The sequence below is a fragment of the Metabacillus sp. 113a genome, assembly GCF_050107635.1.
Classification (GTDB): Bacteria; Bacillota; Bacilli; order Bacillales; family Bacillaceae; genus Metabacillus_B.
On record NZ_JBNILJ010000008.1, the window covers coordinates 85210 to 97522 of the forward strand.

The window sequence follows — 12313 nt, forward strand, 5'->3', positions numbered from 1 at the left end:
AGGAGGCAATAAAGATGGGTGAGGCTCGAAGAAAGAAGAAAAGAATGGATGAGCTAGGCAGAATTTTTATAGATGATTTGAATGAAATTCCTCAAGATATGAGTGAAGAAGAAACAAAGCAATTTTGGGAGAAGCATGCTATGAGCGAAGACTTGCTGAATGCCACACACATTGAGGATGAGGAAGATTTGCCTTTACCCCGAAAGCAGTCCACTAAGCCCATCAACCTTAGAATAGATAGCGACCTGCTGTCCCGGCTTCAGAAGGTGGCTGAAAAGAAGAATGTACCCTATCAGACGTTATTGAAGCAGTTTGTGGCAGAAAGGGTCTATGAGGAAGAGAAAAGAGAGAAAATTTTGTACTGAAGCACAAAAAAACCACCCTCCCGGGGCTGTTGACAATCTAATAGGAATTCCTAAGATCGGTGTCGAATTATTATTCAACACCGATTTTTTATTTGGGGGTATTTTTATGATGGGACGTAAAGAAGATTCACAAGGGAAATTAGAATTTATTGATATAGAAGCGCTTGTTCCTGCTAATTATTTATTGAGAAAAATCCAAGAAAAGATTGATTTCTCCTTTATTTATACAAAGATGGAAAAGTACTACTCCCCAGTTGGCCGCAAATCCATTGATCCTGTTTTGTTGTATAAAATGCTGTTGATTGGCTATCTTTTCAATATTGATTCCGAACGCAAGTTGGAATTAGATGTGAAATTAAATGTTGGCTATCGCTGGTTCTTAGGGCTGGATCTGACAGATCCTGTTCCCGACCACTCTGTATTTAGTCAGAATCGCCGCAGACGATTCAAGGATGGGAAGGTGTTTCAGGAAATCTTCGACCATGTGGTTCAGCTCTGTATTAGGGAGGGGCTGGTAACAGGAGAAATAGTGGTGACTGACTCGACCCATATAAAAGCCAGTGCGGCAAAAGAGAAAGTTCAAAAAGTTGAAGTAACTAAAACTCCTTCACAATACTTGAATACTCTTGAAGAAGAAGCGAAAAAGATCGAAGAGGAATTAGAGGAAAAAAGAAAAGAAACCGGGAAGCAGAAGTCATGATAACAGATGAAAGATTGATAGTCTTGAGATGTTGGACTTGCGTAATATGCTTATTAAGGGCATTAGAGCTCGCTCTAGCCAAAAAAATCACCTTCCCGGAGAGGAAGGTGATTAGATCCCTTTGTTTAAGAAGTCAGGATGAAACGACCTCCTTTGAAGTTGCGTTTTCATCTATAAGCGTGAGTTTAAGACCTAATGCTTTTGCAACTTTTTCGAGGGTATCCAGGCGGGGAATAGCCCCTTCTCTTTCTAGACGTGCAATAGCCGCTTGCTTTAGTCCGGTTCTTTCTGCCAGTTCTCTTTGAGTTAAGCCTAACGTCTTCCGACGAATGATTAGCTGGGCGACAAGTTCAATCTGCTCGATCTCAGATTGATCTAACGATGTAATTTGCTTTTTGTAGTCAGCCCAATCCATATGCTTCACCTCTTTTCCCGATTTTAATTAGCTTTTGTTTTTAATCACTGCGGCAATCCTTTTATGAATGAGGGGAGCGTTCTACTCCCCTTAACATTCATAGATTATAATGTACCCTGCATTCTTCTTTTTCCATTGATCAGCCAACTGCGGCAATCCTTTTATGAATGAGGGGAGCGTTCTACTCCCCTTAACATTCATAGATTATAATGTACCCTGCATTCTTCTTTTTCCATTGATCAGCCAATCAGCCAATCAGCCATCTCTTTTTCTGCTTGGTCAATTTCTCTTTGGGGAGTTTTTTGTGTTTGTTTTCTAAAGGTGTGAAGTAAAACGATTTTATTTCCTTCCCATCCGAAGAAAAAAACTCTATGATCTTTTGGACGCAGTTCCCAAATTCCGTTGCCTATATTTTTAGTATATGGCAACCCAGAACGTGATCCTGACTTCTGCAGAATTTCAATGTACAAAACAATCTTGCTTAATAACTGTTTTGCTTGCTTGCTGTTCCCGGCTTTGGCATCTAATTGGTCTAAGAAATCTTTAACAGGGGAACGACCACGATCATCTTCATAAAAGATTACCTCGTAGTTCATATTATTCCCTCGCTTCAAAAAATGATAACAAATATGTTATTATTTACGACTCGATTATAACTAAAACGTTATATTTTAGTCAATAGATATGATAAATATGAGAAAGCAATGTGACCTTCAATTTTGTGTTAAGTAAAAAAAGCACCTCACTGTCCCCAGTAAAGTGCTTCAATATCAACAATCATTTCCTAACCGGCACCGGCAAAACCTTCACAAGCTCCCCAAGTGCTTCCTCCGCATTTTTCACAGAAATCGTGATTCTGCTCTCCTCCGGATACCGCTGGGCGGTATGCTCGTAGCGCGGGTCATAGTAGTATTCCAGCAGCAGCTCAACCGCTTCTATGTAGTCTCCGGATTGAAGGGAGGTTTCAATCTGTGCGGCGGCCGGGGTGTGGATCCGGGTTTTGATCCGGTTGAAGGCTTTCATGCATTCGTCGTGGTGCTCCCATGGTTTGTAGTCTTCGACAAGGAACCGGGCGCGCTCGGCCCTTGGGATGTCGAGGAACAGCTGGGTGCCCTGTTCTTTCTTTTTGGCGATGAACTCAGCCAGTACAGCCTTCCCGATCCGCTTGCTTTCCGCTTCCAGGAGAACGAAAGGGGAGGTTTGGAGCGGAAGGGTGTCCTTCATCAAAAGAGAGTCGAAGGTCTTCTGGTTATGGGGCTCAAGCCCGATCTGGCCGAAGATTGAACCCCGGTGGTTTGCCATGCCTTCGAGGTCCAGGACCGGATAGCCCTGCTCTTTCAGCCTGTGCAGCAGCCATGTTTTGCCTGATCCGGTATAGCCATTCAGTACATAGGCGGCCGGCTGGAAGTCGATGGTTTCAATTTTGTCAACAACCCAGCGGCGGTAGGCTCTGACACCTCCGTCGAGCCGGAACGTTTTGAGGCCCATCAGGTCGAGCACTGTCGCAGACGTCCGGCTCCGCATCCCGCCTCTCCAGCAGAAGACGGCCTTATGTCCGGGGATTGCGCTGAAGGTCTTGATGAATTCCGGAAGCTTTGCCGACACGATTTCGAGACCGCGGTCTTTAGCTGCCTGAACGCCGACCTGTTTATAGATGGTGCCGATCTCGGCACGTTCTTCATCGTTAAAAAGGGGAATGTTCAAGGCCCCCGGAATGGTCGCTTCTCTGTATTCAGACGGGGATCTGACATCGACCGCCGTAATTTTCTTCTCGTTTTGCATCTCTAATAACTGGTCAACATGTAAGTCCTGAAACACCGTCATTCCGCCCTTCTCCCGTTAACGCTTCTCCGAAACCGTGATGTGTCCCGGATGATCGGCTGTAACGTCTCCGACTATGGCTGCTTCGACGCCTGCATCGAGAAGATCCTTAAGTAAAGCGTCTGCTTCGCTGCCTGCCACGGAAATGAGCAGCCCGCCGGACGTCACTGCGTCACATAAAATGTATTGGTCAATCTGGTCCATGGTCTTCGGGAAGGTAACGTCTCCCTGCAAATGGGCGAAGTTGTTTTTCGTTCCGCCCGGAATAACGCCTTGTTCGGCAAGCTCCCGCACTCTCGGGAGAACAGGGACCGCCTCTTTTGCAATCCGGATGCCCGCTTTGCTCCCTTTTGCCATTTCAGATGTGTGGCCGAGCAGCCCGAAGCCTGTTACATCGGTGCACGCGTGCACGTCATATTGTGCCATCGTTTCGGCTGCTGTTTTATTCAGCGTCGCCATCACTTCGGTGACTCGGGAAATTTCTTCTTCATTCAACAAATCTCTCTTTAGGGAAGAGGTCAGGATGCCGACGCCGATCGGCTTCGTTAAAATCAATTTGTCACCCGGTTTTGCGCCAGCATTGGCACGTACTTTATCAGGATGGACGGTTCCGGTTACCGCTAAACCGAATTTTGGCTCTTTATCTTCGATGGAATGACCGCCGACAAGTGTCGCACCGGCCTCCTTCAGCTTATCGCCTGCACCGCGCAGGATGTCAGCGAGAATCTGCTTGTCCAGCTCTGCGATTGGAAAAGCGACGATATTCAGTGCTGTCAGCGGTTTGCCCCCCATCGCATAAATGTCGCTGATCGCGTTCGCAGCTGCCACCTGGCCGAAGGAATACGGATCGTCAACGATCGGGGTGAAAAAATCAAGCGTCTGAACAATTGCAAGGTCGTCCGTCAGACGGTACACACCGGCATCGTCACTCGTCTCGAGGCCGACGAGCAAATCAGGGTTCGGTACGGCAGGGGGAAGAGTGCGGATAACCTCCTGCAGATCAGCCGGTCCGATTTTGCAGCCGCAGCCGCCTTTCGTTGATAGGGATGTTAATTTTATATTTTGAGTCATTATGACGCCAACCTTTCTATTATCACTGTCCTCATTATAAAATACCTTCCTGAAAAAAGCATGGGAGAGGTGTGTGGCGCATCCTGTAATCAAAACTGGTTCTTTCAAATTTTTTAGTATGTGGGGGAGCATATAACTGTTTCTTGAAAAATGAAGCAATCCAAACCTTGTTAAGTTCTCCTAATCACCTTAGAAACTGAAGGTAAAAATGATATAATAGCTCTAAAGATTATGGAAGAATATGATGGCGCATCTTGCTAGCCATTGATGTTCCCGGAAAGGCCGATTGCTTTTGTACGGGGGAAAGCGACTGTTTATGCAGATGGATTTCCAGCCTTTAAAGTAAAATTGGCAGCGCTTTCTGGTTAGTATACACATAGCCTTACAGGTTCGCAGGAGGATTAAGGGATGAAACCTAAAATTGAAGATGTGGCAAAATTGGCGGGTGTTTCACCCACTACAGTATCCAGGGTGATGAATAATCGGGGCTATATAAGCAGCGAAACGAAAGATAAAGTTCAAAAGGCAATGAATGAATTGAATTATTTTCCAAATGATGTGGCCCGTTCGCTTTTCAATAAAAGATCGAACATAATAGGTCTGATCTTGCCTACGACTGCAAATCCTTTTTTTGGTGAGCTTACCTATCATATTGAAAGCATCAGTGCCTCCTTGGGCTACAAAGTGCTGCTGTGCAATAGTCTGAATCAGATGGATAAAGAGGAAAAATATTTGGAAATGCTGCTGAGAAATCAAGTGGATGGGATTATCGTCGGGACACATAATCGGGGAATCCTTGATTACCATAAACAGGGCCTGGCCGTTGTGGCCATTGACCGGTACCTTTCAGAGACCATTCCGGTTGTGAGCTCTGATAACTACGAAGGCGGAAAGAAGGCAACAGATCTGCTGATTGCAAATGGGTGTAAGTGCATTGTTTTAATAGATGGGGCCGGAGAATTAGAAACACCTGCCAGATTGCGAAGAAGAGCGTATATTGATTTAATGGAGAAGCACGGGAGAGCCCCGATCATTTATGAAATTCCTGAAGTGTTTAATCAGGAAAGCCAACAGGCAGTGGTCAGGAAAATGTTTAGTAAATGCCCTGAAGTGGACGGTGTATTTGCGACAAATGATTTGTTTGCTGCTGCCGTTATAAATGAAGCCCGGAATTACAGCAAAGATATCCCTGGTGATGTGAAGGTGATCGGCTATGATGGTACGGAGACTGTGCGGATTTTAATGCCGGGATTATCTACAATCAAGCAGCCTATTCCTCAAATAGGAAAAACGGCTATGGACATTCTTATGAAGGAAATTGAAGGAGAATTTTCTGATATTCCCCTTGAAACAAAGCTTCCGGTAGAGCTATTAAGGGGAAACACGGTTTGAAGCATCGCATGAAGCGGTGTTTTTTTATTTTAATCTATGTCAACCGGTTGACATATGAAAGCGCTTGACATAAGATGGTATTGAAAGTGCTTTCATATTTTACTAAATAGCTAAAAGGGGAAATGAATATGAAGGGTTCAAAGGGTCTTTACGTTAAGCTAAGTGCATATTTTTTCTTTTTCTTTTTCACTTGGTCATCGAGTTATTCTCTGTTTTCCATTTGGCTTGGACAGGAGATCAATCTCAACGGGGCTGAAACCGGTATTGTCTTTTCTGTAAACGCTATCTTTGCTCTGTGCATGCAGCCGTTATATGGATATATTTCGGATAAAATCGGGCTGAAGAAAAACATTCTATTCGTAATCAGCATGATGCTTGTATTCGTGGGCCCTTTCTATATTTATGTATATGGCCCTCTGCTGCAATACAATGTCTTACTGGGGGCGGCTGTCGGGGGAATTTATCTGGGCGCAGCCTTTCTTGCAGGGATAGGGGCAATTGAGTCCTATATCGAAAAGATCAGCCGTAAATATCATTTTGAATATGGAAGATCAAGGATGTGGGGTTCATTAGGCTGGGCAGCCGCTACTTTTTTTGCGGGACAATTGTACAACATTGACCCTGCTATCAACTTTTGGATCGCTTCTGCATCGGCCGTTATACTAGTAGCAATCATCGTTTCAATTAAGGTGGAAATGACAAATTCGGAGGTTGAAAGAGCGGAGTCTGTTACGCTGAAGGATGTGGGACAGCTGTTTCTCTTAAAAGACTTCTGGCTCCTGATGCTTTACGTAATCGGAGTTACTTGCGTATATTCCGTTTATGACCAGCAGTTTCCGATCTATTATTCATCCTTATTCCCAACAGAGGCGATGGGGAATCAGGTATTTGGCTATTTGAATTCATTCCAAGTATTCCTGGAAGCGGGAATGATGTTTCTGGCTCCAGCGATTGTAAACAGACTTGGGGCTAAAAGAAGCTTAATCCTTGCGGGCTTCCTGATGGCCTTTAGGATCATCGGATCTGGTCTTGTGTTCGAGCCGATCGGAATTTCATCCATGAAGCTCATTCACGCATTAGAATTGCCGATTATGCTGATTGCCATCTTCAAGTACCTGGCAGCAAACTTTGATACAAGACTTTCATCCATTCTTTACTTGGTTGGCTTCCAATTTGCCTCACAGGTGGGAGCTTCCATTCTATCGCCGTTAGCGGGATCATTATACGATCAGATCGGCTTCCGCCAATCGTACCTGATCATGGGAGTATTCGTTCTCTTCTTCACTGTTCTATCCATGTTTACTCTTGTAAACTCTAAAGAGAAACTAACCAATCATACAAGAAAATTACAAAAGGTAATATAGGAGGGTTTATCCATGTTAACAATGAATGAACTTCAGCAAGCGGAGGAAGCGCTCCAGAAAGCAAAATCAAAAGTAAACGGGCGTTTTAGACTGGGCTACCACATTATGGCTCCAGCCAATTGGATCAATGATCCGAATGGATTGATTCAATACAATGGAGAGTACCATGTTTTTTATCAGCATCACCCGTATGATGAAAATTGGGGACCCATGCACTGGGGCCACGTGAAAAGCAAGGATCTGGTTCACTGGGACCACTTGCCAATTGCTCTTGCTCCAACCGAAGAATATGAAAAAGGCGGATGTTTTTCTGGAAGTGCAGTGGATGATGACGGCGTACTCACCTTGATTTATACCGGAAACTTGTTTATTGACCGTGAAAAAGACATTTTGGACCAATCTCAATGCATTGCCACCTCAACAGACGGAATTCATTTTACAAAAGAACCGTTAAATCCGGTTATCTCTGAAATTCCGGCTGAAGGCTCCGGACATTTCCGTGATCCGAAAGTGTGGAAGCATGAGGAATATTGGTATATGGTTTTAGGGACGAGAAAAGAGGAAACCGGGAAAGTTGTTTTGTATAAATCAAAGGATTTAAGAGAATGGGAATACATCGGTGTTTTGGCTGAAAGCGATGGAACACTCGGATACATGTGGGAATGCCCGGATTTCTTTGAACTCGGCGGCAAGCACGTCTTGCTGTTCTCTCCTCAAGGAATGGATGCCCAAGGGGACTCCTGCAAAAATTTATTCCAGACCGGTTACCTCACCGGAGCTTACTATTACGAAACAAATGAATTCGAGCATGGGTCCTTCAATGAGCTGGACCATGGTCATGATTTCTACGCGGTTCAAACGTTCCTTGATGATAAGGGCCGCCGGATTGCGATTGGATGGATGGACATGTGGGAATCAGACATGCCAACCAAGGAGGATGGATGGGCCGGTGCGCTGACACTTCCCCGTGAACTGACTGCAGGAAAAAACGGCAAAATCCAAATGAGTCCTGTTCAGGAACTCGAGCTGCTTCGGGAAGCTGAGCATCATGTGTGTGTGGATCAAACCGTCTCCGGACAATTTTTAATTGAAACGAAAGAGGACCTCATTGAAGTAAGAGCCGATTTTGACCTTTCTAAAACGAATGCTAAGACTGCAGGGATCCACATCCGTGGAGTAAACGAAGAGGTAACAACCATCAAATATCAAATCCATGAACAGAAGCTTGTGCTGGATTGCTCCAAATCCGGGAAAGGGGAGGATGGGATCAGAAGTACAGTTCTTCAAGCCGATGGCCGCCTATCCCTGCGGTTCTTTATCGACCGATCGTCAATTGAAGTTTTTGCGAATGAAGGGCAGGCAGTGATGACTAGCCGTATTTATCCTAAAGAAGAAAGACTGGGCATTGAATTGTTTGCCGAAGATGGAAATGCTCAGGTAAGCGGCTTAACGTACTGGACATTAAAAGATATTTGGGAATAAGACTTCTTCTATAGAGAAGTTGGAGAAATCAACATTGCAGAAGAGACAAAAATAAAACCATAAACACAATTAAGGTATTGGATTAAAAATCCAATACCTTTTTGAATGCTGATGATATGGCTGGAATTTACTTTTTCTGCTTAACTGCTTTTTAGAGTGAAGTGTCTCTAACTAAGGCCAATTCCTATAGCCCTATGCTAAGTCACGACCTCTGAATCACAGAAGTTGAGTAGCTCCGGATCAGCTTTTGCAGATTTTTGTGGCTTTCCCGTAATTTAATGGTTTCTTCCATTATTTTTTGAAAACCTTCTAAATCCTTGTCTGTCGCGTTTAGGACAGATTTTGGAATTCCCTCGGCAATTTGCTGCAATGTTAAATCAGGACTCATTCTTCATCAGCCGCCTTTCGTTTTTACTACTCTTAATTTTTTATAAGCAGAGGCTAATTTCCTGCTGAAAAGAATAAATACTTATCTTCAAATCTCTTCACAATGCCCTATAATCCTCTATTTCATGTCGCTTTTTAATTGAATTGTGTAAGTTGGCTGTTTGGTGATATTGCCCAAACTTTCCCTGCATATAGTTAAATGGTCCATAATTCGGAAATAGGGGGCGGAGGCTTTTGGCAAAGAAGTGTCTCGTTTTTTTCAGCAGTTTGCTCATTCTTTTCTTTCTTGCCGGTGAACCGGCCAATGCTGCAGCCGGCAAAATGATCATTATTAACAAGGCAGTCAACCAGCTGGGCTATTTTGAAAATGGCAGTCTGAGAAAAGTGTTTAAGGTCGGTACAGGGAGGAGCCAGTCTCTTACACCTGAAGGGAAATTTAAAGTGGTAAATAAAATTGTCAACAGACCTTATTATTCCAAGGGGATTCCAGGCGGGGATCCGAGAAATCCACTCGGGAACAGGTGGCTTGGCCTGAATCCGCGGGGAACTTGGGGGACGACGTATGCCATTCATGGCAACAGCAACCCTGCATCCATTGGCGGGTATGTATCCAGCGGCTGCGTCAGAATGTATGATCATGAGGTGGAGTGGCTGTATAACCAGGTTCCGATTAACACACCTGTTGTTATTACCACTTCTGGAAAATCGTTTAGTTCGCTCGGGAAAATGTATGGGGCATTAAGCGGCGGAGAGTCGCCGGGCTCAGCCTATCCGCTTTTGAAAAAGGGAAGCCGGGGAGCGGCCGTCACGGACCTGCAGCGTAAATTAACCGGTATTGGCTACCGAACGAATGGCATTGACGGAATATTCGGTTCAAATACAGAAAGAGCGGTCTTGAGCTTTCAAAAAGCCCGGGGGTTAACCGTGGATGGAATTGCCGGACCGCAAGTATGGGGAGCGCTGAAAAGCTCACCACCTGCTCAGACGAAGCCCTCTAATGACTCAGCTTTGAAAAAGAGCGGGAATTTAAAAAGAGGAAGCCGGGGGGCGGCTGTCTCTGAATTGCAGCAGCGCCTTACGGCAAAGGGATTCTCGACAAAGGGCGTAGATGGGATTTTCGGGCCTGCCACAGAAGCAGCCGTGAAAAAATTCCAAAGTGCAAGGGGACTTGCTGTAGATGGAATAGCGGGTCCGGCAACAAAAGGGGCACTGGTGAAATAAATTTCATAGCATGTGCCACAGGTCTTAAGCATAAAAGTGGATAGAGGCGGCGGGAAGGTGAAGGATGAAAAACGGGCATAGCTCTCATTTTGGTTGGTTTTTGATTCTAATCGGGCTTCTTTTCCTGGTCCAATCTTTTGGGTGGATTGATTCAATATGGAAGTATTCGTGGCCGGTTATTTTACTGGCTATCTCGGTTCATTACCACATAACCTTTTTCCGCGGCACGCGGACACAGGAGAGTGCCGGTATTCTTGTCCCGGCAGGTGTCATGCTTGTTCTCGGGTTGTTGTTTTTGTTTGGATCAGTAACAGGATGGAGCTATGCAGGCAGCACATGGCCTCTTTATATGCTGGCGGCAGCTGTGGGGCTTTTTGAACTCTGGCTGTTTGGCGGAAGAGCAAAAGGCCTTCTCATTCCTGTATTTTTCCTAACTGTGTTCTCCTTGTATTTTCTGGCCCGGAATTTGTTTCCTATTCAACTTATATGGCCAATCGTTATTATTGGTCTCGGACTTTACTATGTGTTGAAGACGGCTGCTAATAAGAATGAATAAGCGATGAGGGGACAGGGAGCTTAGTTCTCCCTTTATGCCTTCCTCACTATGCTGCAGGTAAAAAAGCAGGAACCATCTCCGGTTCCTGCTTTCTATTTATGCTTTGATTCCGTTGTCTTCCATTACTTTTTTGTACCAGTAAAACGAATCCTTCTTAAGCCGCTTCATCGTTCCATTGCCCTCATTATCCCGGTCTACATAAATCATTCCGTATCGTTTTTTCATTTCGCCGGTTGTAAAGGAGACGATGTCAATGATGCCCCATGGTGTGTAGCCCATCAGGTCTACGCCGTCGTAGGTTATCGCTTTTTCAAAAGCTTCAATGTGGGATTTCAAGTAGTCAATCCTTGTGTCATCATGGATGGAGCCGTCTGCTTCTACCGTGTCGACTGCGCCGAATCCATTTTCTACGATAAACAACGGAATTTGGTAGCGGTCATAGAACCGGTTTAACGTGTACCGCAATCCGGTTGGATCAATGGCCCAGCCCCAGTCGCTTGATTTGATGTACGGGTTTTCGACACCGTTTGGCAAGCCGCCGTTTACGATATCCCCCGCATTGTCCTGAACGACATCACTTTTGACGGTGGTGGACATGTAATAGCTGAAGCCTAAATAATCAACGGTTCCGTTTTTCAGGATGTCGTCATCGCCTTCTTTAATCGGAATTTGGTAGCCCTCGCGTTCAAATTCTTTCAAGGCATAGCTTGGATAATACCCGCGGACATGTACATCCGGGAAGAAATAACGCTGTCTCATCGTTTCTTCAGCGAGCATGATGTCTTCCGGATTTGAGGAATACGGGTAGATCGGGACATGAGAAACCATCGCACCAATTTGGAAGTCGGGGTTGATTTCTTTTCCTTTTGCTACAGCAAGGGCGCTCGCCAGCAGCTCGTGATGGCCGGCAATGTACATGATCTCTTTCGCGTTTTCACCCGGCTCTACTTGAACGCCTGAATTGGTCCAGAGGAACAGCGGATTGTTAACGTCCATCTTATTGTTAATTTCGTTAAAGGTCATCCAGTACTTCACTTTATTTTTGTACCGTTTAAAGCAGACCTCTGCGAATTTTGCGAAGAAATCGACCATTTTCCGGTTTCGGAAGCCGCCGTATTCTCTTGCCAAATGAAGCGGCATTTCAAAGTGGGAGAGTGTAATTACCGGTTCGATACCGTATTTAAGAAGTTCATCGAATACATCATCATAAAACTGCAAGCCTTCTTCATTCGGTTCCGGTTCGTCTCCCTTAGGAAAAATCCGGCTCCAGGCAATCGATGTGCGCAGGCATTTTAAGCCCATTTCACTAAACAGGGCGATGTCTTCTTTATAATGATGATAAAAGTCAATGGCTTCATGATTCGGATAAAACTCATTTTCTTCAATTGTGTCGGTGATTTTCCTTGGGACGCCATGGGCACCCGCCGTCATCACATCCACCACGCTCGGTCCTTTGCCGCCTTCATTCCATCCGCCTTCAAACTGGTGAGCAGCTAATGCTCCGCCCCATAGGAAATTTTTCGGTATGTTTGTCATAAT

At 45.0% G+C, this 12313-nt stretch carries 13 protein-coding genes; 7 read left to right on the forward strand and 6 right to left on the reverse strand.

Annotated features, from left to right (window positions below; translation table 11 throughout):
• The first annotated feature begins 14 nt into the window (after positions 1–14).
• Positions 15–365, forward strand: a complete 351-nt coding sequence (locus tag ACQCVE_RS13100; RefSeq protein ID WP_426844825.1) for a CopG family antitoxin — start codon at positions 15–17, stop codon at positions 363–365.
• Entirely contained in the window at positions 331–1065 is a 735-nt protein-coding gene (locus tag ACQCVE_RS13105) for a transposase (protein ID WP_426863077.1), read from the forward strand. The genes ACQCVE_RS13100 and ACQCVE_RS13105 overlap by 35 nt, the downstream gene beginning before the upstream one ends.
• Before the next feature lie 133 nt (positions 1066–1198).
• Here the strand turns inward: ACQCVE_RS13105 and ACQCVE_RS13110 are convergent, their stop codons facing one another.
• From ACQCVE_RS13110 to selD, 4 genes are all read right to left on the reverse strand, one after another.
• Positions 1199–1480 carry a helix-turn-helix domain-containing protein gene (locus ACQCVE_RS13110; RefSeq protein ID WP_426844823.1) on the reverse strand — a complete coding sequence of 94 codons (282 nt, stop codon included), beginning with the start codon at positions 1478–1480 and terminating at the stop codon, positions 1199–1201.
• A gap of 239 nt (positions 1481–1719) precedes the next feature.
• Positions 1720–2076: a type II toxin-antitoxin system RelE/ParE family toxin gene (locus ACQCVE_RS13115; protein ID WP_426863078.1), complete on the reverse strand. Its 357-nt coding sequence runs from the start codon at positions 2074–2076 to the stop codon at positions 1720–1722.
• Between the two features lie 181 nt (positions 2077–2257).
• Entirely contained in the window at positions 2258–3298 is a 1041-nt protein-coding gene (mnmH, locus tag ACQCVE_RS13120; RefSeq protein ID WP_426863095.1) for a tRNA 2-selenouridine(34) synthase MnmH, read from the reverse strand.
• 21 nt (positions 3299–3319) lie between these two features.
• Complete coding sequence (gene selD, locus ACQCVE_RS13125; RefSeq protein ID WP_426863079.1) at positions 3320–4372, reverse strand: selenide, water dikinase SelD; 1053 nt, start codon at positions 4370–4372, stop codon at positions 3320–3322.
• A gap of 408 nt (positions 4373–4780) precedes the next feature.
• On the opposite strand from selD, the gene ACQCVE_RS13130 reads away from it, so the two are divergent.
• The 3 genes from ACQCVE_RS13130 (at position 4781) to ACQCVE_RS13140 (ending at position 8610) form a co-directional block, all read left to right on the forward strand.
• Positions 4781–5764, forward strand: a complete 984-nt coding sequence (locus tag ACQCVE_RS13130; RefSeq protein WP_426863080.1) for a LacI family DNA-binding transcriptional regulator — start codon at positions 4781–4783, stop codon at positions 5762–5764.
• Between the two features lie 128 nt (positions 5765–5892).
• Complete coding sequence (locus tag ACQCVE_RS13135) at positions 5893–7128, forward strand: MFS transporter (protein ID WP_426863081.1); 1236 nt, start codon at positions 5893–5895, stop codon at positions 7126–7128.
• Between the two features lie 21 nt (positions 7129–7149).
• A complete protein-coding gene (locus tag ACQCVE_RS13140; RefSeq protein ID WP_426863096.1) occupies positions 7150–8610 on the forward strand; it encodes a glycoside hydrolase family 32 protein in 1461 nt (486 codons plus the stop codon).
• A 202-nt stretch (positions 8611–8812) separates the two neighbouring features.
• On the opposite strand, the gene ACQCVE_RS13145 is transcribed toward ACQCVE_RS13140, so the two are convergent.
• A complete protein-coding gene (locus tag ACQCVE_RS13145; protein WP_426844816.1) occupies positions 8813–8998 on the reverse strand; it encodes a hypothetical protein in 186 nt (61 codons plus the stop codon).
• A 233-nt stretch (positions 8999–9231) separates the two neighbouring features.
• Between ACQCVE_RS13145 and ACQCVE_RS13150 the strand changes: the two genes are divergently transcribed.
• Together ACQCVE_RS13150 and ACQCVE_RS13155 are read left to right on the forward strand one after the other, a co-directional pair.
• A complete protein-coding gene (locus ACQCVE_RS13150) occupies positions 9232–10218 on the forward strand; it encodes a L,D-transpeptidase family protein (protein WP_426863082.1) in 987 nt (328 codons plus the stop codon).
• Positions 10219–10282: 64 nt separating this feature from the next.
• Positions 10283–10774: a LiaI-LiaF-like domain-containing protein gene (locus ACQCVE_RS13155; RefSeq protein ID WP_426863083.1), complete on the forward strand. Its 492-nt coding sequence runs from the start codon at positions 10283–10285 to the stop codon at positions 10772–10774.
• Between the two features lie 96 nt (positions 10775–10870).
• Here the strand turns inward: ACQCVE_RS13155 and bglA are convergent, their stop codons facing one another.
• Entirely contained in the window at positions 10871–12310 is a 1440-nt protein-coding gene (gene bglA, locus ACQCVE_RS13160) for a 6-phospho-beta-glucosidase BglA (protein WP_426863084.1), read from the reverse strand.
• Positions 12311–12313 lie beyond the last annotated feature (3 nt).

Excerpts from the sequence above, each read along its gene's own strand:
- bglA (WP_426863084.1), bottom strand. The coding sequence starts at position 12,310 with ATGACAAACATACCGAAAAATTTCCTATGGGGCGGAGCATTAGCTGCT.
- ACQCVE_RS13100 (WP_426844825.1), top strand. The coding sequence starts at position 15 with ATGGGTGAGGCTCGAAGAAAGAAGAAAAGAATGGATGAGCTAGGCAGA.
- ACQCVE_RS13140 (WP_426863096.1), top strand. The coding sequence starts at position 7,150 with ATGAATGAACTTCAGCAAGCGGAGGAAGCGCTCCAGAAAGCAAAATCA.
- ACQCVE_RS13115 (WP_426863078.1), bottom strand. The coding sequence starts at position 2,076 with ATGAACTACGAGGTAATCTTTTATGAAGATGATCGTGGTCGTTCCCCT.
- ACQCVE_RS13135 (WP_426863081.1), top strand. The coding sequence starts at position 5,893 with ATGAAGGGTTCAAAGGGTCTTTACGTTAAGCTAAGTGCATATTTTTTC.
- ACQCVE_RS13110 (WP_426844823.1), bottom strand. The coding sequence starts at position 1,480 with ATGGATTGGGCTGACTACAAAAAGCAAATTACATCGTTAGATCAATCT.
- ACQCVE_RS13155 (WP_426863083.1), top strand. The coding sequence starts at position 10,283 with ATGAAAAACGGGCATAGCTCTCATTTTGGTTGGTTTTTGATTCTAATC.
- ACQCVE_RS13130 (WP_426863080.1), top strand. The coding sequence starts at position 4,781 with ATGAAACCTAAAATTGAAGATGTGGCAAAATTGGCGGGTGTTTCACCC.
- selD (WP_426863079.1), bottom strand. The coding sequence starts at position 4,372 with ATGACTCAAAATATAAAATTAACATCCCTATCAACGAAAGGCGGCTGC.
- ACQCVE_RS13145 (WP_426844816.1), bottom strand. The coding sequence starts at position 8,998 with ATGAGTCCTGATTTAACATTGCAGCAAATTGCCGAGGGAATTCCAAAA.
- ACQCVE_RS13105 (WP_426863077.1), top strand. The coding sequence starts at position 331 with ATGAGGAAGAGAAAAGAGAGAAAATTTTGTACTGAAGCACAAAAAAAC.